This window comes from Nitrospirillum goiasense (genome assembly GCF_034427435.1).
Taxonomy (GTDB): domain Bacteria; phylum Pseudomonadota; class Alphaproteobacteria; order Azospirillales; family Azospirillaceae; genus Nitrospirillum.
This window is the reverse complement of record NZ_JAXQNP010000004.1, coordinates 978,903-1,001,516: the sequence shown is the minus strand read 5'-3', so window position 1 is coordinate 1,001,516 and position 22,614 is coordinate 978,903. Positions and strand designations below refer to the sequence as shown.

The 22,614-nt window shown below is 65.0% G+C and carries 17 protein-coding genes; 11 read left to right on the top strand and 6 right to left on the bottom strand.

The annotated features are described in order from the left end of the window. Window positions 1–117: 117 nt before the first annotated feature. On the bottom strand, window positions 118–807 hold the full coding sequence (locus tag ULB03_RS26170; protein WP_322486013.1) for a TetR/AcrR family transcriptional regulator: 690 nt from the start codon (window positions 805–807) through the stop codon (window positions 118–120). A gap of 181 nt (window positions 808–988) precedes the next feature. Here ULB03_RS26170 and ULB03_RS26165 point away from each other — a divergent pair, with 181 nt between their 5' ends. Continuing rightward, window positions 989–2,836, top strand: a complete 1,848-nt coding sequence (locus ULB03_RS26165) for a DUF885 domain-containing protein (RefSeq protein WP_322486012.1) — start codon at window positions 989–991, stop codon at window positions 2,834–2,836. A 42-nt stretch (window positions 2,837–2,878) separates the two neighbouring features. On the opposite strand, the gene ULB03_RS26160 is transcribed toward ULB03_RS26165, so the two are convergent. Next, complete coding sequence (locus ULB03_RS26160) at window positions 2,879–4,687, bottom strand: hypothetical protein (protein ID WP_322486011.1); 1,809 nt, start codon at window positions 4,685–4,687, stop codon at window positions 2,879–2,881. Between the two features lie 335 nt (window positions 4,688–5,022). On the opposite strand from ULB03_RS26160, the gene ULB03_RS26155 reads away from it, so the two are divergent. Genes ULB03_RS26155 through ULB03_RS26145 form a run of 3 tightly spaced genes read left to right on the top strand, consistent with a single transcriptional unit; the run spans window position 5,023 to window position 8,004 of the window. Continuing rightward, window positions 5,023–5,376, top strand: coding sequence for a DMT family transporter (locus ULB03_RS26155; RefSeq protein WP_322486010.1), 354 nt, complete (start codon window positions 5,023–5,025; stop codon window positions 5,374–5,376). Window positions 5,377–5,392: 16 nt separating this feature from the next. After that, entirely contained in the window at window positions 5,393–6,958 is a 1,566-nt protein-coding gene (locus ULB03_RS26150) for a hypothetical protein (RefSeq protein ID WP_322486009.1), read from the top strand. Window positions 6,959–6,978: 20 nt separating this feature from the next. Further along, window positions 6,979–8,004, top strand: coding sequence for a glycosyltransferase family 2 protein (locus tag ULB03_RS26145; protein ID WP_322486008.1), 1,026 nt, complete (start codon window positions 6,979–6,981; stop codon window positions 8,002–8,004). A gap of 135 nt (window positions 8,005–8,139) precedes the next feature. Here the strand turns inward: ULB03_RS26145 and ULB03_RS26140 are convergent, their stop codons facing one another. Genes ULB03_RS26140 through ULB03_RS26130 form a run of 3 tightly spaced genes read right to left on the bottom strand, consistent with a single transcriptional unit; the run spans window position 8,140 to window position 13,967 of the window. Further along, window positions 8,140–9,594 (bottom strand): efflux transporter outer membrane subunit, encoded by a 1,455-nt coding sequence (locus ULB03_RS26140; protein ID WP_322486007.1) that lies wholly within the window; start codon window positions 9,592–9,594, stop codon window positions 8,140–8,142. Beyond that, window positions 9,594–12,770, bottom strand: a complete 3,177-nt coding sequence (locus ULB03_RS26135; RefSeq protein WP_322486006.1) for an efflux RND transporter permease subunit — start codon at window positions 12,768–12,770, stop codon at window positions 9,594–9,596. Before ULB03_RS26135 ends, ULB03_RS26140 begins: the two co-directional genes overlap by 1 nt. 15 nt (window positions 12,771–12,785) lie before the next feature. Next, window positions 12,786–13,967 (bottom strand): efflux RND transporter periplasmic adaptor subunit, encoded by a 1,182-nt coding sequence (locus ULB03_RS26130; RefSeq protein WP_322486005.1) that lies wholly within the window; start codon window positions 13,965–13,967, stop codon window positions 12,786–12,788. Window positions 13,968–14,193: 226 nt separating this feature from the next. Here ULB03_RS26130 and ULB03_RS26125 point away from each other — a divergent pair, with 226 nt between their 5' ends. Continuing rightward, window positions 14,194–14,910 (top strand): TetR/AcrR family transcriptional regulator, encoded by a 717-nt coding sequence (locus ULB03_RS26125; RefSeq protein ID WP_322486004.1) that lies wholly within the window; start codon window positions 14,194–14,196, stop codon window positions 14,908–14,910. Between the two features lie 13 nt (window positions 14,911–14,923). On the opposite strand, the gene ULB03_RS26120 is transcribed toward ULB03_RS26125, so the two are convergent. Next, window positions 14,924–15,235 (bottom strand): hypothetical protein, encoded by a 312-nt coding sequence (locus ULB03_RS26120; RefSeq protein ID WP_322486003.1) that lies wholly within the window; start codon window positions 15,233–15,235, stop codon window positions 14,924–14,926. A 254-nt stretch (window positions 15,236–15,489) separates the two neighbouring features. Here ULB03_RS26120 and ULB03_RS26115 point away from each other — a divergent pair, with 254 nt between their 5' ends. From ULB03_RS26115 to ULB03_RS26090, 6 genes are all read left to right on the top strand, one after another. Beyond that, window positions 15,490–16,125 (top strand): TetR/AcrR family transcriptional regulator, encoded by a 636-nt coding sequence (locus ULB03_RS26115; RefSeq protein ID WP_322486002.1) that lies wholly within the window; start codon window positions 15,490–15,492, stop codon window positions 16,123–16,125. Window positions 16,126–16,221: 96 nt separating this feature from the next. After that, complete coding sequence (locus ULB03_RS26110) at window positions 16,222–16,833, top strand: 3'-5' exonuclease (protein ID WP_322486001.1); 612 nt, start codon at window positions 16,222–16,224, stop codon at window positions 16,831–16,833. A 190-nt stretch (window positions 16,834–17,023) separates the two neighbouring features. Next, window positions 17,024–17,389 (top strand): c-type cytochrome, encoded by a 366-nt coding sequence (locus ULB03_RS26105; protein WP_322486000.1) that lies wholly within the window; start codon window positions 17,024–17,026, stop codon window positions 17,387–17,389. Window positions 17,390–17,437: 48 nt separating this feature from the next. Continuing rightward, a complete protein-coding gene (locus ULB03_RS26100; RefSeq protein WP_322485999.1) occupies window positions 17,438–18,841 on the top strand; it encodes a D-arabinono-1,4-lactone oxidase in 1,404 nt (467 codons plus the stop codon). Continuing rightward, window positions 18,834–20,135 (top strand): alanine racemase, encoded by a 1,302-nt coding sequence (locus ULB03_RS26095; RefSeq protein WP_322485998.1) that lies wholly within the window; start codon window positions 18,834–18,836, stop codon window positions 20,133–20,135. Before ULB03_RS26100 ends, ULB03_RS26095 begins: the two co-directional genes overlap by 8 nt. Before the next feature lie 112 nt (window positions 20,136–20,247). Beyond that, window positions 20,248–22,563, top strand: a complete 2,316-nt coding sequence (locus tag ULB03_RS26090; protein ID WP_322485997.1) for a TonB-dependent receptor — start codon at window positions 20,248–20,250, stop codon at window positions 22,561–22,563. Window positions 22,564–22,614 lie beyond the last annotated feature (51 nt).

The following is a 22,614-nucleotide window of genomic DNA, read 5'->3' as shown; positions in this document are numbered from 1 at the left end:
GATGTTGCTGAATTTATTGGAACAACGGGGGCGTGTCTTGCCGCCTGCCGGGCGCCACTTAAGCTCGCGCGTCCCCGTGGTGGCGCGTTGGAGCATGAAGCGGAGCGGTGACCGCGCTCAATCGGCCTGGGTCAGCGCCGTCTCGCGCTCGGCGAATTTGGCGAAGTAGCGGACCACCATGTCCGCGATTTCCTGGTTGATCAGGTTGTCGTCCAGGCCGGGTTCGTCGAACACCATTTCCGTGGCGCTGTACATGACCTCGACTGCCAAGCGGGTGGCGAGGCGCAGCTCCGCGTCGCTGGTGTGCGGGTAATGGGCGCGAATTTCCTGGAACGACCGCTCGGCCACGAAATTATGGGATTCCAGGCGCAGTTGCTGCAGGGCCGGCACGGCGCGCAGCGCCCGCAGGATCCAAACGCCGCCCAGGCAATTCCGTGCGATGTCGTTGGTGACCTCTTGAATCTGGCGCAGGCGGTCGGCTTGTTGCTCCGGCGTGTCCCGCGCCGGCATCGGGTGGCTGGCCTTCACCCAGGTCAGATAGGCCGCGTTCATCCGCTCCATCATCCGGACGCCCAGTTCCTTCAGCACGGCGTACTTGTTGGGGAAATAACGGTACAGCGCGGGCGGCGTCAGGCCGGCGCGGGCGCAGATCAGGTTGGTGGACAGCCGTTCGATGCCGACTTCCCCCAACAGCAGGGCGGCGGCGGACAAGATCGTCTCCACTGTATCGATGGACCGTTTCTGGACCGGTGTCTGCTTTTTGCTGAGATCCGGCATGGGTGTCGCGTCGATAGAGCGGGACGACATTGCTTGTCCTGGGCTGCGGCCTTGGATGCCGGATTTTCATTGGGAGGAGCAGGGAAACGCGCAGCCGCACTCTAGGGGGCGGCGGAAGCCCATTCAAGCCTTGGTGGCGGAGCGGCTTTCATCCCTCAAAATTTTGCGCATACTCTCCCGCAAAACAAGGTTCGTCAGTTGGGAGAGCTTCATGATCGATCGTCGTCAATTCCTGGCCGGCGGTACCGCCGCCGTTGCCGTATCATCCGCCCTGCCCGCATGGGCGCAAGGGGCGGCCGGCCCCGTCCCGGGGGCCGCCAGTGGCGCCGGCGCTTCGCTGACTGCCTTGCTGGAAACCTTTTTCCAGGAGGATTTGCGGCGCCGGCCCGAGGCGGCGACCAACCTGGGCCTGGATACCGGGGAGTTGTCTGCCCTGCGCGGCCGCCTGGCCGACCGTTCCGCCACCGGCCTGGCCACGGAGCGAGAGGCCACCGCCAGCCAGATGCGCCGCCTGGCCAGCATCGACCGTCGCGCCCTGGGGGGCATCGACGCCGTCAATTACGATTGCGTCGCCTATGTCCTGTCCAACCGCCTGGAAACCTACAAGCGTTTCGACTTCGGCCGGCCGGGAGAACGCTCCCCCTACGCCATCAGCCAGCTGACCGGCTGCTATCAATCCACCCCCACCTTCCTGGATACCAAGCACCCCATCAACGGCAAGGACGACGCCGAGGCCTACCTGTCGCGGCTGGAGGCCTTCGCCACCGCGCTGGACCAGGATACCGAGCGCCTGGAGCACGACCGGGGCGTTGGCGTGGTGGCGCCGGATTTCCTGCTGGACACCACGCTGACCCAGATGCGCGCCCTGCGTGTTGATGCGGACACGTCGGACCTGGTGGCGTCCGTGGCGCGCCGGGCCAAGGCCAAGGGCATCGAGGGTGATTGGGCCGCGCGCGCCGCCGGCATCTACACGTCCAAGGTGCTTCCGGCCCTGGACCGCCAGATCGCGGCGGTGGAAGGGGCGCGGCGTCAGGCGACGCACGACGCCGGTGTCTGGCATGTGAGGGACGGCGACGCCTGGTATGTCGACGGCCTGCGCGCCAACACCACCACCACCCTGTCGCCGGAGGAGGTGCATAAGATCGGCCTGGACCAGGGGCGCGAGATCACCGCCCGCCTGGATGCCGTGCTGAAGGCGCAGGGCCTGACCCAGGGCACGGTGGGCCAGCGCATCAAGGCCCTGTACCAGGACCCCGCCTCCTTCTATCCCAAGACGGAAGAGGGGAAGGCCCAGCTCATCGCCGACCTGGGTGTGCGTCTGGCCGATGTGGTCGGCCATCTGCCGCGATACTTCTCAACCCTGCCCAAGGCCAGGGCGGAGGTGAAGCCGGTGCCGCCGCAGATCGATGCCGGCGCGCCACTGGCCTATTACCAGTCGCCCTCGCTGGACGGCACCCGGCCGGCCGCCATCTATTTCAATCTGCACGACACCGGCGAATGGCCCAAATGGGCGCTTCCCACCACGCTGTATCACGAGGGCATCCCCGGCCATCACCTGCAGGTGGCCTTGGCGCAAGAGACGGCGGGCATCCCCCGCTACCGCTCCAACATGTTCTTCTCCGGCTATGGCGAGGGTTGGGCCCTGTATGCCGAACAACTGGCCGATGAGATGGGCATGTACGAGAAGGAGCCCATGGGCCGTGTCGGCTATCTCAAGTTCCTGCTGTTCCGCGCCGGCCGCTGCGTCATCGACACCGGCATGCACCACAAGCGGTGGAGCCGCGAAAAGGCTGTGCGTTACATGGTGGAGCTGACGGGCGACACCGAGAGCGCCATGACGCGGGAGACCGACCGCTACTGCGCCTGGCCGGGCCAGGCCTGCAGCTACAAGATCGGGCACACCGTGTGGGGGCGCCTGCGCGACCAGGCGAAAAAGGAACTGGGGCCGAAGTTCGACATCCGCGAGTTCCACCACGCCGGCCTGTCCTCCGGCAGCATGCCGCTGGACGTGCTGTCCCTGGTCATCCAGGACTACATCAAAGCCCGTAAGGCGGCGTAAATCGGGAAAGGGCGCCCGGCTTGGGCTGGGCGCCGCCCCTTTTTAACGGACCGTTCCCGGTCCGCCGAGATTGCAGAACCTCTTGCCGTCGCTGGACACGGCGAAGAAGGTGAAGCCCGAGAAATCGGTGGCACGACCGAATCCGCGCCACCCCAAATTCTCATCGAACTTCTGGCCCATGTACTCTTCCGCCAAGGGGGCGGTTCGGCTCATGACGGCCGCGCCGATGATGCGATTCTGGTGGTCGACGACAAGGACCATGGCGGGAGGCGCATGCTCCTCCGTCATCCAGGCCCAGCCGGAGACGGTTATCGGTTCACCGGGGGCATCGAAGACCGGGGCACGCTCCGCCATTGGCACGGCGTCCAATGACTGCACTCCGCCACGGCAAATTACCTCCTTGCGGCGGGCCAGGAAGGCCTGGGCGTCATCACCCCAGCGGAAGGGGAAGTGGGCATACACGCCCTGATTATTCCGCTCGATGTAGTCAAAATAATCGCGGATGCCGCTGTCGTCCCAATATATGTAATGCAGATGCTCACGGTCGTTTATCTTGAGGAACCCGGCCAAGCCCGCTTCCCAGTTCAGGTCGATCATTTTTTGCCAAATACGGGTTTCACGACCGTAGGCAACGCCGCTGAACATCACGATGGCTGCCAGAATGGCGGTGGCGCTCGCCTGCTCCCAGCGACGGTAACTCCAACGCTGCTCCCGCAGCACCCCGAATAGCACGGCCAGGGCGCCGACCCATCCTAGGATAGCGAAGGACGCGTACTTCTTGTTGCCCCCTTCCAAAATGCCGTACTGCGCCCGGGAAAGTGCGGCTGCGAGGCCGGTGGCCACGATGGCTGCCAGAACGACGAAACCATAAAGGGCGACCCGGCCGCCCAGGCCGGGTTTCATGAATCGAGCGGCGGCAAAGGTGACGGCAACGCCGAAGACCAGAGCACCCAGGATGGCGGCGGAGTAGACGGGCCAGTCCCAGGTCACGAAGGTGCTGGGCCAGGGATCGTAGCGAAACAGGGGAGATCCCCAATAAAGCAGCGCGAACTTGGCAATCTGCACGATGGATTGGCCCGCCGCCACGGATGCCACGGGCGTTGTCTTAAGGACGATGCCGGTATGGACCAGGGCAAGAACGCCTGACGTCGCGATCACCTCAAGCCGGCAGCGCAGGACGATGGCCGCCGAGGCGGCAGCTAGCAGGATGATGGGGGCGTTGCCGAGGGTGAAGGTGCCGACCACAGCGAGGACCACCAAGCTGGTCCAATATGACGCGAGGTCACGCACGCGTTTATCCGGCGACAAATCCCGGCTGATCAAGGCGGCGGCCACCAACAGCAGCACCGCCATGATGGTGTGCTGGATCTGGAACGGAACCACCAGAGTGTACAGGAAATCGGGATTTATGAATAACAGTAAGGAAAGGGCAAAAAGACAGGCCCGGTGGCTGAGAGAGTCGGCTTGCGACGGCACGTTTCCCGCAGTAGGCGCGAAGGCATGCCGGTAAACCAGGACCGCACCCAGAACCTGCAGCAGGTTGGTTACCGCGATTTGGAAAATCTCTTGGCCAGAGAACGCGAATTCGTCGATAATTGTGATAATGCGGGTCGTTAATATTCGATGCTCATTATGCAGCGTGACCAAAAAGCTCAAAAGCTGATACACCCCGCCGAGGCTTGCATGCAGACGCAGCTTGTCGTGGATATCATCATATATCGGCGTGGCGAAGTGATGATGATACTCCCATACTAACGTTGCAACTGCCAATGCGCCTGCTAGTGCTACCAGAGCATGGGAAAACGCCGCCACCGTTGCTGGAAAAGGAATGTTTTCTTTATTTTGGGACAAAATAGTCTCCTGACACGCAAACATGGCGGGCCGCGCTCATCCGCAGGCATATGATTGCATCACGCCATGGCTGGCAGCTGTGAGGCTGGGTCATATCCTTGGTATGGAAGTCAACTTACCCTTACCCCCGAACAGGCGCAGCCCCCCGAACAAGCGCGGCCACGGTACAATAAGCCCTGGGGTCAACGCTATGGCGATGGATGAAGCCTTGAGGCTAAAACGGTGGGCGTGACAGTAGCAGTTTGCGCTTGGTGGGACGTGCATAGTGTGTCAAGGAACGGCGTGTCCTTCTTGCCCTAGAGGGCGCGTGGATCGGTGTCCTGTGGGGGGTTGCAGTGGGCCGTTTTGACTTAATTCTATGTATTATTTTCTCTTTGTGTCTGCCAGCGGGCCAAATTCTTTTCAAGATGGCGGCCCGTCATGGGCAGGCCAACGGTGGCTTTTCCATTCTTGATGTTGTGCGCAACCCGCTCCTAATTGCGGCATTCGCCTTTTATGGGGCGACCGCCGTGTTGTGGTACCGCATCTTGACGGTCTTGCCGCTCAGCCGGGCCTATATCTTCTCCCTTCTCGGATCGGCGCTGGTGCCCGCCGCTGGCTACATTATTTTCGGGGAGAAGATGACGTTGCAGTATATTATCGGGGCGAGCTTTATAATAATAGGATTCTTTATTGCGTTCCGAGCGTAGATCTGTCCGAAGAATTGTGTCGCTTGAAATCGAGGGGGTGGTGGTGTCTATATTGGGGCGTTCTGGCGCGATTATTGCTGTATTTTCATCATTGTTTGTCGCGTTTGTCTATGCGCGTTTGCAAATGCCGGGTCACGACTGGGGTGACGATTTTGGCCTATATCTCCAATATGCTTCTAATATATGGAACGATCGGCCTATTAATTATTTGAACTCCCAGATCCAGGTGCCGCCGGGTTTTCCGTTCCTGTTCGCCATATTGTCACCTTTTCATGGCTGGGATTTCCAGAACATGAAAATGGTACAGTCGGCATTCGTTGGGATGTTTGGTATCGCAGCCTATTTCCTGGCCCGTCACTATGTTTCGCCACTGGCGGCCGTATTGGTTTGTGTCGCCACCGTAGCGAACGAGGCAGTATTTTTTATTCAGCAGTCCCTCATTCCTGACACGCCCTTCTCCGCCGTCATCGCCCTCTCGTTGGTCGCCACCAACCGTCTATGTTCGCTGGATCGGGGTGATGGCGAAAGGGATAAGCCGCTAAGTCATTGGGCGACGCCCTGGCCCGGCTTGCTGGTCCTGGCCGCCCTGATGCTAAAGCCCGCCGGTATGACCATTGCTGTGGCTACTGTGGCTGGCCTGTTTGCCGCCCTTATTGTCGGGCGAACCCGCGGTTCGTCCCGGCCAGTGGCGTTGGCGCTGGCGATCAGTCTTGTTTCGATCACTTATTACTACCTGGCGTGGAATGCGTCCTCAGGCGACTTCGTCAGCAATTTTCTTCGGTATCTCAAGGGCTACGACAGCATCGTCGTCGGCATCGCCAGTTTCTTGTGGGCCGGCCTGCAGCGTGAACTGGGCGACATGCGGGTGCTGCTGCTGTGGTTCAGTGGCGCGGCGTGGGTCGCCAATACGCTGACGATTGTGGGGTTCACCAGTGCCATTTGGGTTCTGCTACGCCAACGCGGTGCCGCCCCGGTGGAATGGTTCATGCTCGCCCACTTCGGCCTGATGATCCTAACTCCGTGGGGTGGTGGTCCTCGGTATTTGCTGCCGCTGCTGCCGCTGCTCTTCCTTCACGTCGCCTATTGCCTGGAGGCTGGCACCAAGGCTTTGCTGCGCCGCTGGCCGGTTGTCATTCGGGTCCCAGGCGTCGCCTTGCTTGCCCCATCTGCTGCCGCCGTCTTGGCCCTCACCCCCATTATTTGGCATGGGGCGAACGAAGTTTATAACAACCGCCATACGGATTATAATGAGATCGATAAGCCGGACGTGAAAGATTTGGTTGCTTGGCTTGACCGGAACACGACGCAGGAAGACTCTATTTGTTCCTTCAAGCCGCGAGCGATGATGTACCTGACTAGTCGCCGTACATGTTACGCCGGGGCTTGGCAGGATCAAAAGCCGCTTGTGGATTTTATCAATATGTCATCCGCTAAGTATTTTGTGGTCATGTCTGGGGAAAAGAACAATCCTGACTTGGAATCGACCAAGCGATCTGCTGCCGACACCAGCGTATGCCTAGCTTATGAGAATGGCTCTTTCCGTGTTTACGGGAAGTGTGGCCAACCCGCCGACAAGCCATGAGTGTCGGAAGGAAAGGACTTATGGATACGTCGTCCTTGATGCCATCCCCGTTAACCGTAGCTGCCGTTCTTCCTTGCTACAAGGCCAAGGAGCATGTTCTCGGCGTTCTGAGCGCCATGCCCGCTATCGTTAATCGCATCTACTGCGTTGATGACGCATGCCCGGAAGCGACTGGCCGACATATTGAAGCGAACATGACCGATTCCCGTGTGCGGGTCATTTACCACACCGCGAACACGGGTGTGGGTGGGGCCATGTGCACGGGCTATGAGGCGGCGCTTGCCGATGGAGCGGATATCATCGTGAAGATCGATAGCGATGGCCAGATGGATCCACAGGCCATTCCCTACCTGATCGCACCCATCGTCGGCGGTATGGCCGACTATGCCAAGGGGAATCGCTTTTCCAATATCGAGGACGTCAGCAGCATGCCGGTAGCCCGTCTTGTCGGGAACGCTGGACTTTCGTTTCTTACTAAAGTGTCCACGGGCTATTGGAATATCTTCGATCCCACGAACGGCTATACTGCGGTTCATGCCCGTGTTCTGGAGCGTATCCCACTACGGAAGCTAAGTCGTCGTTATTTTTTCGAGTCCGACCTGCTTTTCCGCTTGGGTACTATCTCAGCGCGGGTCGTTGATATTCCAATGGCCGCTATTTATGGGGATGAGGTTTCCAATCTCAAGATAACCTCCGTCCTGTTTCCTTTTTTTGTAAAAAATATGCGGAATTCTTTTAAGAGAATAATTTACAACTATTTTCTTAGGGATTTTTCTGTCGGCTCAGTTTATCTGGTCCTGGGGCTTTTGTTGCTATTAGGTGGGGGTACGCTAGGAACATTCTTCTGGGTACACGGCATAATTATAAATCGCGCCGCCACCGCGGGCCAGGTCATGTTCTCCGCCTTGCCGGTCATTTTCGGCGCCCAGCTGCTTGTCGCCTTCACCAGTTACGATATCGGCCGCACCCCATCGACTGCTCTGCATCCCCTGTTGTCTCGGCTGCGTTCTTCCACCCTGCCGGCGGCTGATTCTATTTCCAGGTAACGCCAAACGTCCTGGGTGGTGTTGGCAACCCGGTCCCTTGAACGCGCTGATCACCACCAGGGATGAGGATCAGCGCGTCTTGGTGCAGGGCTACCGCCGGGGGAAGCGGCCCTCCTGGGGTGGGGGAAAGGCCCCTCACTCCACTGTCGGTACCGTCTCCGACCCGCCCAGCACCTTGAACAGGGTGACCCGGTTTTCCAGCAGCGATAGCTGCACGGAAATGCGGTTCTGCTGGGCGCTGTACAGGCTGCGCTGGGCGTCCAGCAAGGTCAGGAAGCTGTCGACGCCCCGTTCATAGCGCTTGTTCGACAGGTCGTAGGTCAGCTGGGTGGACTTCACCAGCGAGGTCTGGGCCGTCAACTGGCGGTCCAGGGTGCCGCGCGCGGCCAGGGCGTCCGCCACCTCGCGGAAGGCGGTCTGCACCGCCTTCTCATAATTGGCCACGTCGATGTCGCGGGTGGCCTTGGCGGAGTCCAGGTTGGCCTGGTTCTTCCCGTTGTCGAAGATGGGCACGCTGATGCTGGGGCCGAAGCTCCAGGCGCTGCTGCCCGCGGCGAACAGGTCGGTCAGCCCGGCGCTGGCGGTGCCGTAGCTGCCGGTCAGCGTGATCTGGGGGAAGAAGGCGGCGCGGGCGGCGCCGATGTTGGCGTTGGCCGCCTTCAGCGTGTGCTCGGCCTCGCGGATGTCCGGCCGGCGCAGCACCAGGTCGGACGGCAGACCGGCCGGCAGGTCGCCCAGCACGTCCTGGTCGTCCAGGCTGGCGCCCTCGATCTCCCCGTCGGTCAGGGGCGCCCCGACCAGCAGTTCCAGGGCGTTGCGGTCCTGCGCCACCTGGCGGGTGTATTGCTCCAGGTTGGCGCGGGCGGTGTCGACGGAGGTCTGCGACTGCGCCAGGTCCAGGGCGGAACTGCTACCCCGCTCGAACATGCGCTTGTTGCGCTCGTACGTCGCCTCCTGGGTGCGCAGGGTATCCTGCGTCAGGGCCAGCAACTGGCGGTCCGACACCAGGGTCAGGTAGGCGTTCGCCACCTCCGCGATCAGGGACAGGCGGGTGGTGGCCGTGGCCTCCGCCGTCGCCAGGTACTGTTCCAGTGCCTGCTGCGACAGGCTGTGGACCCGGCCGAACAGGTCCAGCTCGTACGAGGTCACGCTGACCTGCGCCTGGCTGCTGTTGGCCGTGACCGGCCTGCCGGTCAGGCTTTGCGAGGCCGGGGTGCGAGACCGGGTGGTGCCGCCGCCGGCGTTGAGCGTCGGCAGCGTGGCCGCGTCCTGCACCCGGTATGTCGCTCGCGCCACCCCGATATTCAGCAGGGCCACGCGCAGGTCGCGGTTGTTCTCCAGCGACTTGGCGATCAGGGCCTGCAGCCGGGGGCCGCGGAACACGGCCTTCCAGCTGTCGGGACCCTGCAGGGGCGAGGCCTTGCCGGGCGCATCCGCCGGTTCATACGCCTGGCCGGTGGGCCAGGCGTTGGGAACGGGGCTTTGCGGCCGGGTGTAGTCCGGCGCCAGGGAACAGGCTCCCAGCGAGGCGGTGGTCAGCAGCAGGGCGGTGAAGGCCGCGATGCGCTTGGGGATCGAAAACACGGTCATCACGGATGTCCTGCGGTGTCGTGACCCTGGGCGGCAGGGGTGGGCGTGCCCGAGGCGGGGGTGCCGGGGGAGGGCCGCTTGCCGAAGCGCCGGAGGACCGAGACGAAGAAGACGGGGACGAAGAAGATGGCGAGGAAGGTGGCCGAGATCATGCCGCCCATCACGCCCACGCCGATGGCGTTCTGCCCGCCGGAGCCGGCGCCGTTGGCCACGGCCAGCGGCAACACGCCCAGGATGAAGGCGAAGGACGTCATCAGGATGGGGCGCAGACGCTGCCGGGCGGCGGTGACCACGGAGGTGATGAGGTCGTGCCCGGCCTCATACTGTTCCTTGGCGAACTCCACGATCAGGATGGCGTTCTTCGCCGACAGGCCGATGGTCGTCAGCAGGCCGACCTGGAAGTAGACGTCGTTGTCCAGGCCGCGCAGCCAGGCCGCGGCCACCGCGCCGATGACGCCCAGCGGCACCACCAGCATGACCGACACCGGGATGGACCAGCTTTCATATAAGGCCGCCAGGCAGAGGAAGACGATGGCCAGCGAGATGGCGTAGAGGGCGGGGGCCTGCGAGCCCGAGAGCCGTTCCTCATACGACAGGCCGGTCCATTCGTGCCCGATGCCCGGGGGCAGCTTGGCGGCCAGCTTTTCCATCTCCGCCATCGCCTCGCCCGTGCTGTGGCCGGGGGCCGGCACGCCCTGGATGTCGCGCGACGACACGCCGTTGTAGCGCTCCAGCTGGGGTGAGCCGTACTGCCAATAGGCCGTGGTGAAGGAGGAGAACGGGACCATCTGGTTGCTGGAGCCCCGCACGTACCAGCGGCTGATGTCGCTGGGCAGCATGCGGAAGGGGGCGTCCGCCTGGGCATAGACCTTCTTCACGCGGCCCTTGTCGATGAAGTCGTTGACATAGGCCGAGCCCCAAGAGGTGGACAGGATGCTGTTGATGTCGGACAGCGACAGCCCTAGGGCCGTGGCCTTGGTCTGGTCGACCTTCACCCGCAGCTCGGGAACGTCCTCCAGGCCGTTGGGGTGGACCTGCATCAGCACTGGGCTTTGCGCCGCCATGCCCAGCAGCTGGTTGCGCGCGGCCATCAGCTTTTCATGACCCAGGCCGGCCCGGTCCACCAGTTCGAAATCGAAGCCGGAGGCGTTGCCCAGCTCGATCACGGCCGGCGGCAGGATGGTGTAGATGGAGGCGTCGCGGTAGGCCATCAGCTTCATCATCGCCCGCTGGGCGATGGCGCCGGCCCTCTGGTCAGGCCGGGAGCGCTGCGACCAGTCGCGCAGGTTGACGAAGGCGAAGGCGGAGTTCTGGCCACGGCCGGCGAAGTTGAAGCCCACCACCGTGAACAGGCCGGCCACATTGTCCTTCTCATCGACCAGGAAGTGCTTTTCCATGGCCTTGGCCGCTTCCAGCGTGCGCTCGGCGGTGGCGCCGGGGGGCGTGGCGGCCTGCACGAACAGGAAGCCCTGGTCCTCATCCGGCAGGAAGCCGCTGGGGATGCGCATGAACAGGAAGACCATGCCCGCGACGATGACGCCATAGACCAGCAGGTAGCGCAGCGTGCGGCGGCTGACATGGCCGACGGCGTTGCCATAGCCGTTGGACAGCCGGTTGAAGCCGCGGTTGAACCAGCCGAAGGGGCCAGTTTCCACAGCGCCGCTGCCATGGTGGGCGGCGGGCTTCAGCAGGGTGGCGCACAGGGCAGGGGTCAGGACCAGGGCCACCAGCACCGAGAGGGCCATGGCCGACACGATGGTCAGCGAGAACTGGCGGTAGATGGCGCCGGTGGATCCGGAGAAGAAGGCCATGGGCACGAACACGGCCGACAGCACCAGGGCGATGCCGATCAGGGCGCCCGTGATCTGCCCCATGGATTTGCGCGTGGCCTCGCGGGGGGATAGTCCCTCCTCCGCCATCACGCGCTCGACGTTCTCCACCACAACGATGGCGTCGTCGACCAGCAGGCCGATGGCCAGCACCATGGCGAACATGGTCAGCGTGTTGATGGTGAAGCCGAAGACCGACAGCACGCCGAAGGTGCCCAGCAGCACCACCGGCACGGCGATGGTGGGGATCAGCGTGGCCCGCCAGCTTTGCAGGAACACGAACATGACGATGAAGACCAGGACGATGGCTTCCAGCAGCGTCTCGACCACGTCATGGATGGACAGGCGCACGAACGGGGTCGTGTCGTAGGGGTAGGCGACCTCCAGGCCCTCGGGGAACAGGGGGCGCATTTCGTCGATCTTGGCCTTGATGGCCTTTTCGACCTGCAACGCGTTGGCGCCGGTGGTCAGCTTGATGGCCAGGCCGGCACCCGGATGGCCATTGTAGCGCGCCTGGGTCTCATAGCTGTTGCTGCCCAGCTCCACCCGCGCCACGTCCTTCAGCAGGACCTTGGACCCGTCCTGGTTCACGCGCAGGATGATGTTGGCGAACTGCTCCGGCGTTTCCAGCCGGGTCTGGGCGATGATGGTGGCGTTCAGCTGCTGCCCCTGGATGGAGGGCAGGCCACCGACCTGGCCGGCGGACACGGCCTTGTTCTGCACGCTGATGGCGTTGGTCACGTCGGCCGCCGTCATCTGCACGGCTGCCAGCTTGTTCGGGTCCAGCCAGACGCGCATGGCGTGCTGGGGGCCGAACAGAGTGATGTCGCCGACGCCGTCCAGGCGGCTGATGGGGTCCTGCAGGTTGGACGCGACGAAGTCGCCGACGTCGGTGTCGCTCAACTGCCCGTTGGGGGAGTAGAAGGCCAGCACCATCAGGAAGTTTTTGGCGGACTTGCTGACCTGGACGCCCTGCTGCTGCACTTCGGTGGGCAGCAGCGGCGTCGCCAGTTGCAGCTTGTTCTGCACCTGCACCTGGGCGATGTCGGGGTCGGCCTCGGCGTTGAAGGTCAGGGTGATGGTGACGTTGCCCGAGCTGTCACTGGTCGAGCTCATGTAGCGAAGATGATCGATGCCGTTCATCTTCTGCTCGATCACCTGGGTGACCGTGTCCTCCAGCGTCTTGGCCGAGGCGCCGGGATAGCTGGCGGTGATGGCCACGGACGGCGGCGCGATGCGGGGGAACTGCTCGATGGGCAGGGTGTTGATGGCCAGCGCGCCCGCCATCATGATGACGATGGCGATGACCCAGGCGAACACGGGCCTGTCGATGAAGAATTTTGACATGGGGTGGGCCCTGCCTTACAGCGGCTGCGGGGTGGCGGGGGCGGCCGCCTGGGGCTTCACCTCATCCGCCTTCACGTCCGCGCCGGGGCGCAGGCGCTGGACGCCTTCCACCACCACGCGGTCGCCGGCGTTCAGGCCACCGGTCACCACCCACTTGTCGCCTTGCGCCTGGGTGGTGGTGACGGGGCGGACGGCCGCCTTGTTGTCCTGGCCCACGACCCAGACGGTGGTGCCACCGTCGGCGCCATGGACCACGGCCTGCTGCGGCACCAGCATGGCCTGGTCGCGCACGCCTTCCTCCACCCGCGCCCGCACGAACAGCCCCGGCAGCAACTCCGCCTTGGGGTTGGGCACGGTGGCGCGCAGCGTGACCATGCCCGTGGTCTGGTCCACGGTCACGTCGGCGAATTGCAGGCGGCCGGGCTCGCCATAGGGTTGGTCGCCCAGGCCGTCGATCAGCAGGCTGATGGGGGCGTCGCCCGCCGTGGCGCCCTTCACATGGCCGGCGGCGATCTCCTGGCGCAGCCGCAGCAGGTCGACGCTGGACTGGGTGACGTCGACGTACATCGGGTCCAACTGCTGCACCGTGGCCATCGCCGTGGTCTGGTCGCTGGTGACCAGGGCGCCCTCCGTCACGGAGGAGCGGCCGATGCGACCGCTGATGGGGGAGTAAACGCGGGTGTAGTCCAGGTTGATCTGGGCGGTCTTGACCTGGGCGCGGGCGGCGTCCACCGCCGCCAGGTCGGTCGCCAGGCTGGCCGTGATATCGTCGTAATCCTGCTTGGACACGGCGTTGACGGTCACCAGATCGGCATAGCGTTCCGCCTTGGCCTTGACCGACTTCACCGTGGCTTCCGCCTGGGCCAGGCTGGCCTTGGCGCTGGCCAGCGCCGCCTCATAGGGGGCGGGGTCGATCTGGTAAAGCTGCTGGCCGGCCTTCACGTCGCCGCCCTCGGTGAACAGCCGCTTCAGGATGACGCCGCTGACCTGCGGGCGCACCTCGGCCACGCGGAAGGCGGAGGTGCGGCCGGTCAGTTCCGTCGACAGGGTCACGGGCTGCGGCGCGACGGTGACGACACCCACGGAGACAGGGCCCTGCGGTGGCGGCGCCTGCTTCTTCTCACCGCATCCGGCCAGCGCGATCGCCGCAACCGACAGCGTCGCCACCAAGGCCACCTTAGGAATGTTGAGTGTCATCAATGCCTCTTAGACGTAAGTCCGCCCTTACCCGGTTTGTTCGGATGCCGGCGTAACACGCCTTTGCAAGGAACAAACCGGAAGTGGTAAGGGGACGGGGAAAAAGATAGGCAAGGGTGCATCGTACGGAAGCCCTGACCTTGCCGAATGAGTGTTTCGTACTGTATTATACAGTACAGTCCTGTGACGCGCGTCACCGGGCCATTGATTAAGCTATGAAATTATGATGACCCGCTCTTCACGCCGCGCCACCCCCGCTCCCGGCTATCCTTCTGAGACGGCCTCCACCTCTGGCGCAGCCCCCCCGGCGGACGTGCCCCCCTCGGATGCTCCCAAGCTGGGGCGTCGGGCGGAGGCGCGGCGGGCGGCCATGATGGATGCCGCGCTGAAGGTGTTCATGGAAAAGGGGTTCGAGCGCGCGACCCTGGGTGACATCGTCGCCTTGTCCGGCGGCTCCCGCGCCACGCTCTACGACCTGTTCGGCGACAAGGAGGGCTTGTTCCTGGCGGTGCTTGAGGTCGTCACGGGCCACATCAGCCAATTGATGAACGACGTCGCCGAAAGCTGCGGCCCGCCGGAGGAGGTGTTGCTGCAGTTCGGCACCTCGTTGCTGGAAGCGCTGGTGCAGCCTGATGTCATGGCCATGAACCGCATCCTGGTGGCGGAGGGGCGGCTGTTCCCCGACCAACTGGAAGGCTTCTTCCGCAGCGGGCCCGACCAGGCCCGCGGCAAGGTCGCGGGCTATCTGCGCCGGGCGGCGGACCAGGGGGTGATCGTGGTGGACGATCCCATGACCGCCGCGCGCATCTTCTTCGGCATGGTCACGGCGGGATATTCGTTCGAGGGGCAAATCAATCCCTCCCGCCTGGGGGACGCCGTGGATCGCCGCGCGTATGTCCAGCAGGTCGTGCGGCTGTTCCTGCGGGGCCTGTGCCCCCGCTAACGCCCGTGTGGGGTCAGCCTGGGGGGCAGCCCCGGTTATGGTTCAGTTGAATGAACAGGGCGACCAGTGCGGCGGCCGCGGCGGCGAAGGGCGCCCCGATGAACCACACCATCAGGAACGTATATTGCGATACCCCCAGCAGCAGCAGGACGACCGCCAGCAGGACGATGGCGCCCAGGGCCGCGAAGGCCATGGACCAGCTGACGATGGACAGGCAGGCGACCGTCGGGTCGTGGGCGTCGCCGTCCGCGTTTTCCCCGGCTAGGCCAATCGGGTCTTCGCCGGTCAGGCCCTTGCCAAATGAGCTGTCTGTGGTGACGGTCATTGTGGGTCCCAACAATCTTGTCTTGCCCGCAGAAAAGAGTAGCACCACGCGCCGCCGAATCCAGTGGCCTGGCGCTATACGGACGTATGGCCACGGACATAGGGGCCCCGGCCGGGTCGATGGCCCATGGCGTTCCGTCGCCGGACGCGGTAGTCATGGGCGCCATGGGCGGGCGCAGTAGGCGCCGCGCCGTTTTCCCGTCGCCAATCGCCCCATCCGCCACCCCCGCCCACCAGCCTCAGCCGACCGACCCCGTGACCGCTCCAGAACCCGCCTCCGCCGCATCCACCCCGGGTCCCGCCCTGACCGGCCGCGCCGCCGCCACGCGCCAGCGCCTGATGCAGGCCGGGGCCGAGTTGTTGGGCGAGGTGGGGATCGAGCGTATCTCCACCAACCAGGTGGCCAGCCGCGCCGGTGTGACGCCCCCTGTCTTCTACCGCCATTTCAAGGACAAGTACGACCTACTGGCGGCCCTGGGCGGCGCGCTCATGGAATCGCAGAACGACATCCTCTACGACTGGCTGGAGCGCAGCGCGCCTGCCGGCTTTGAAGAGTTGATGCAGAACCACTATCAGTTCCTGCTGTCCACCATCCAGGCGACGTCCGCCGTGCCGGGGGCGGTGTGGATCATGCGGGCGCTGCGCGCCGTGCCCTCGCTGACCGCCATCCGCCTGGCCTCGCATGAGATGGTCACTGATCGCATCTGCCGCGCCATGGGTCCGCTGTTGCCGGAAATGGACCCAGCCGAATTGCGCCTGCGCACCCGCATCGCCGTGGACGCGGGCTACGCCGCCGTGGAAATGGCGCTGGACGACCCCACCATGTCGCCGGAAAGCGTGTGCCGCGCCCTGACCGACATGTGGATGGGCGGTCTGCGCCACGGCGTGTGAGGCTGGACATCATGGCCGCGCCGGCTGGTCAGGCCGATAGCGGCTCCGCCCCCGTGGGGCCATACGCAGTGAGATAAATCTGGGATGGGGCAGGTCTTGGGTAAGGCGGGAAGCGCCGGTACCGGCCGCTGGGTGGCCATGGATATCGAGATGACCGGCTTTCGCCCGGTCAATGGGCGCAGCATCATCGAGGTGTCGGCGGTGGCGGTTTCGCCATGCGGCATGGGCGGGCATGTGCGTGAGGCGTGCAGCTGGCGCATCAATCCCCGATGCCCCTTGAATCCCATCGCCATCGGCGTGCACGGCGTCCGGGCGGATGAGCTGGCCGATTGCCCTGACTTCGCCGATGTGGCGGCCGACATCCTGGCCTTCATCGGTCAGGATCCCCTGGTGTTCCATGGCGCCTCGGGCGACGTCGCCTTGTTGAACCAGGAACTGGCGGTTGCCGGGCTGGCGCCCCTGTCCAACCGGGTGATATGCACCGAAACCCTGGCCCGCCGCCGTTGGCCGGGCGAACGGTCGCGGTTGCCCTTGGTGGCCGAACGGCTGGGCTGCGCCGTGTGGACACGCCATAAAAAGCGCCGCCGGCAGGACGGCACCCTCACCATCACCGGCGATTACCCGCACAAATCCCGCGCCGACGCCGAAATGACGGCGGACATCTGGCTGGCCCTCGGGAGCATCGGGGGCGAGAGCCATCCGCTCTAAGGCAGACGTAGACCGCTCTCGCTGAGTCTGTCCACGAACGGCCCGCCCGCGATTACCCCCTTGCCGGCACCTTAAAGTTTAGCTATCACTAACAGACGTTAGCGATGACTAACGCCGTGCCCGCGAGAGACGGGTGGCGACGGGGAGTTCCATGGGCTTGGGCATCGGGCATTTTCCGAAACGGGTACGCTTGTCCGCATCGATCCTGCTGGCTGTGATGGCCGGCGGCCTGTCGGCCTGTGACAAGGCGCCGGCACCGCCGCCGTCGGCGGAGACGCTGGCGGCATTGCGGCCGGCGGACCAGCGTCTGGCCGGTCTCTATGAGGCCAGTTGCAAGGCCTGCCACGCCAATCCGGACTCCGGCGCCCCGCTGGTGACCTACGCCGCGGTCTGGGCGCCGCGCTGGGCCAAGGGGCCGGACACCCTGCTGAAACACACGCTGGAGGGGTTCAACGGCATGCCGGCGGGCGGCCAGTGCTTCTCCTGCACCGCCGACGATTACCAGTCGCTGATCCGCTTCATGGCCGGCCAAGCGCCGGCCGCCAAAACCAACTGAACGACCCTTTCCACAAGGGTTTTCCCAAAGGGGGAACCGGACCGAACCATGCTGACACGGCGTACCCTGTTTCTGTTGATGGGCGGCACGGCGCTGGCCGCCGGCGGCGGCGTGGCGGCCAGCCGCGTGGGCGTGCAGCCGGAACCGCCGGCCCCGCCCAGCGCCGACGCTGGCGGCCACCTGCTGTGGCGCAACTGGTCGGGCATCCAGCATGCCTATCCAGCCACCCGTGCCGCCCCGGCGGATGAGGGTGAACTGGCCGACTTGGTGCGCAGGGCCCCCGGGCCCATCCGCGCCGTGGGCTCCGGCCATTCCTTCATGCCGCTGGTCCCCACGCCCGGCACCCTGGTGACGCTGGACCGCATCGCCGGGCTGGACGGCCATGACGCCGATGCCCTGACCGCCCATGTCCGCGCCGGCACCCGCCTGGCCGACCTGGGCCCCGCCCTGGCCGCCGTCGGGCAGGAGATGCCCAACCTGCCCGATATCAACAAGCAATCGCTGGCCGGCGCCCTGTCCACCGCCACCCACGGCACGGGCGTCACCCTGAAGGCGCTGCACGGCAACGTCCAGGCCTTCCGCCTGGTGACGGCCGATGGCCAGGTGCTGGATTGCAGCCCCAGCCAGAACGCCGACCTGTTCGCCGCCGCCAAGGTGGGGTTGGGCGCCTTCGGCGTCCTGACCCGCGTGACGCTGAAGAACAGCCCGGTCCGCCGGGTGGAGCGGCGGGTTTGGCTGCAGCCGGTGGAACAGACCCTGGCGGAATGGCCCACCCTGCAGGGCCAGCACCGCAATGTGGAGTTCTATTACCTGCCCTTCACCGGCATGACGGCCGTGATCACCCATGATGAGACGGACGCGCCCGCCACCCCCCGGCCGCCCACCCAGGACAATGACGCGGTCATGAGCCTAAAGGCGCTGCGCGACTGGCTGGGCTGGTCCCCCGCCATCCGCCGCCGCGTGGCCAAGCATGTGCTGTCCGGCCTGGAGCCGGAGCGCGTGGTGGCCGAAAGCTGGCAGCTGCTGTCCAACGAACGTCCCATCCGCTTCAACGAGATGGAATTCCACTTGCCGCGTGAGGCGCAGGTGCAGGCGTTGAAGGACGTGATCGAGGCCATCGAGACCCGGCGCCCCGACGTCTTCTTCCCCATCGAGGCGCGCGTGATCGCGCCCGACGACGCCTGGCTGTCGCCCTTCCACGACCGTCCATCCGGTTCCATCGCCGTCCATGCCTATTACAAGGACGACTACCAATTCCTGTTCGACGTGGTGGAACCCATCCTGCGGCGCCATGGCGGCCGGCCGCATTGGGGCAAGCTGAACACCCTGAAGGCCGCCGATTTCATCGCCCTTTATCCCCGCTTCCGCGACGCCATGGACGTGCGCCGCCAGGTCGACCCGGAGGGGCGCTTCCTCAACGAGTATCTGCGCGGGGTGTTCACCGATGCGTGACGACGATGGACGGCGGCCCAGCCGCCGCCGGGTGCTGGCGGGCGGCGTCGCCGGCGCCGCCGTGGTGGGTGCCGGCGCCCTGGCCTGGCCGGCGGGCGACCATGGCGGCGGGCACGACGCCTATTTCACCGGGCTGTCGGCCGCCCTGACCAAGGCGGGGGTGGCCCAGCCGGTGCTGGTGGTGGACACCGCGCGGCTGGACGCCAACATCAAGGCGGTCAGCGATACCCTTGGCAAGGCGGGCGGCCAAGCCAAGGGCCTGCGCATCGTCGTCAAGTCGCTGCCCTGCCACGACCTGATGGACCGGGTGGCGGCGGGCTTGAAGACCAAGCGCTACATGGTCTTCAACCAGCCCATGCTGGTGGAGATGGGCGCGCGCGTTCCCGACGCCGACCTGCTGATGGGCAAGCCCCTGCCGGTGGCCGCCGCCGCCGCCTATTACGATGCGCTGGGCGCGCAGGCGCCGGGGCCGCAATGGCTGATCGACACGCCGGAACGCCTGGCCCAGTACACGGCCATGGCCAAGGCGCGCGGCGTGGCGCTGTCGGTCAATTTCGAGATCGACGTGGGCCTGCACCGGGGCGGCCTGACCGATCCGCGTGACCTTGCCGCCCTGCTGGCGACCCTGGACCCGGCCGTCACCGCCTGCGGTCTCATGGGCTACGACCCCCATGTCGCCAAGATGCCGGGCATCTTCGACATGCGGGGCAAGGCGCTGGCCCGGGCCAAGGACCTGTACGCCCGCATGGCCGCCGTGCTGCGTGAGAAGGCGCCGCTGAAGCAGGGCCAGGCGCCCTACACCTTCAACACGGCGGGCAGCCCGACCTATGCCTTGCATACCGACGATCCGGTGGCGACAGAGGTAGCCGTGGGTTCCGCCTTCGTGAAGCCCACGGACTTCGACATCGACACCCTGGCCCATCACCAGCCGGCCTGCTTCATCGCCACCCCGGTCCTGAAGGTGGAGGAGCCGGCCCTGATCCCGGGCCTGGAAGGCTTGGCGGGCGTCGCCGCCTTTTTCGATCCCAACACGGCCCGCGCCTTCTTCGTCCAAGGCGGCCACTGGCTGGCCAATCCGGTATCGCCGCCGGGCTTGCAGCTCAGCGGCCTCTACGGCCGGTCCAGCAACCAGGAGCGCTGGTCGGGATCGCGCCACGTGCCGTTGAAGCCGGACGACTGGGTGTTCCTCCGCCCCTCGCAGAGCGAGGCAGTGCTGCTGCAATTCGGGCCGCTGCTGGCCTATGACGGCGCCGCCATCACCGGGCGGTGGCCGGTATTCGAGATGTCCGCCTGAGCGTCAGGCGGCGGTACCACAGTGCGTACCCCCGGCGGGCACCGGGGTTGAACAAATAAAAAGAGTGGGTAGGGCGGTTGCGCAACGACGGAACCAGAACAGGGAGCCAACCATGACGCGGAAAGACAAGACGGGCATTGGCCGGCTGAGTATGGGCCGGGCGGGTATTGGAGTCATGTTGCTGTCGGGTGTGGCGCTGGGCGCGCTGCACGGAGCCGCCTGGGCGCAGTCGGCGTCGCCGGCCGACACGGACGGCGTGTTGCAGGACATCGTGGTCACGGCGCAGAAGCGGTCGGAGAATTTGCAGGACGTGCCGGTGGCCATCACCGCCCTGACGGCGGAGACGCTGGAGAAGATGGACGTGCGCGATGTCCAGGACCTGCCGGCCCTGACGCCGGGCCTGCAGATCAAGACGTCCGACGCCAGCGCCAACCCCAAGGTTTTCATCCGTGGCGTGGGCCTGAACGATTTCAACGCCAATGCCGCCGGCGCCGTCGGCATCTACGCGGATGGCGTCTTCGTCGCCTCCCCCTTGGCGCAGCTGGGGCAGTTCTTCGACCTGGAACGGGTGGAGGTGCTGAAGGGTCCGCAGGGGACGCTGTATGGTCGCAACACCACCGGCGGCGCCATCAACATCACCACCCGCCAGCCCACCTTTGAGACCACCAGCGACGGCAGCCTGGAATACGGCCGCTTCAACGAGGTGAAGGCGGAGGCCGGCGTGGGCGGCGCCCTCATTCCCGGCAAGCTGGCGATGCGCCTGGCCGGCGTCTACCAGCGCGACGACGGCGACACCTACAACCGCTACACCAACGACTATGTGAACGCGGTGAACCGCTGGGGCGGGCGGGCCAGCCTGCTGTTCACGCCCACCGACGACCTCAGCGTCACGGTGCAGTTCCATGGCGGCCAGAACCGGGGCGACAGCCGGTCTTTCCAGTCCCGCCCCCTAATCCCGCAGGATGCCGCCGCCGCCGGTCCCGGGGGCCTGTGTGCGCCCGGCTATTACGCCTCCGGCCTGTGCACCGACGCGCTGGGCTATGCCGACACCGACAACAACCCCTATGCCGGCGCCTACAACGTCAAGGGCAAGGACAAGGTTGATACCTGGGGCGCCTCCGTCAACGTGCGCTGGGACGTGGGCCAGGCCACCCTCTATTCCATCACCGGTTTCGACAGCGCCGAGCGCAGCGATCTGGAGGATACCGACGCCAGCCCCAACAATCTGCTGACCAGCACCTACAAGGCCACGCAGCACGATGTGTCGCAGGAACTGCGGGTGGAGGCGCCGCTGGGCGACAAGTGGCGGGGCGTGGCCGGCGCCTACTTCCTGCATGACTATCTGAACACCTCCAGCCAGTACGACATCCTGCGCGATCTGCGTCCGATGTTCGTGACCGACGACAACCCCACCGGATTCTCGCTGGAAAACAACGTGGCGACGGTGGGCTATCCCTACACCCAGATAAGCGACAGCTATGCCGTCTTCGGCCAGGTGGATTATCAACTGACCGATAGGATCACCCTCACCGGTGGCCTGCGCTATTCCAAGGACGACAAGGATTTCCGCTACCGCAGCACGGTGGAGGAGGTGGTGGACGTGTTCAGCTACGCCGCCTCCAAATCCTTCGACAGCGTGTCGGGCCGCGCCTCCGTCCAGGTGAAGCCCACCGACGACGTCATGGTCTACGCCAGCTACAACCGCGGCTATAAGAGCGGCGGCTTCTTCGGCGGCTACACCCGCGACCCGGCCGACCTGGCGCCCTATGCCGACGAGACGCTGGACGCTTATGAGGTCGGGGCCAAGACCGAGCTGTGGAACAAGCGCCTGCGCCTGAACGCCGCCGGCTTCTATTACGACTACAGCAACCTGCAGGTCTTCCAGATCGTCACCCGCGACGGCATCCCGACCCAGACCTTCAACAACGCCGCCAACGCCCGCCTGTACGGCGTGGACGCCGACATCACCGTCGTCCCGCTGAAGGGGCTGGAGATCAGCCTGGGCGGTGAGTACCTCAACAGCGAATACCTCAACTATGTCTCGGAGGGGGAAAGCCTGTCCGGCAACCGCCTGCCCTCCGCCCCGCGCTGGACCTTGAACGGCCTGGTCAGCTATGACCAGCCGCTGGACGGTTCCAACGGCAAGGAGGCCGGCACGCTGAATGCCAGCGTCAATGTCTCCTACCGCTCGCTGGTCTTTTTCGACAGCCATAACCTGACGCGGCTCAGCCAGTCCGGCTATTGGCTGACGGACGCGCGCCTGGGCTGGACGGCGCCCAACGGCACCATCAGTCTGGGCCTGTGGGTGCGCAACCTGTTCGACCAGACCTACATCATGGATATCAACAACCTGGACAGCTTCGGCCTGGATTCCATCAGCATGGGCTCACCCCGCCGCTTCGGCGGGTATCTGAACTGGCATTTTTAATGTTCCTCAGACGCCGGCAGGCCCGTCCGGGCCTTTGGCTGTCCTCGATTT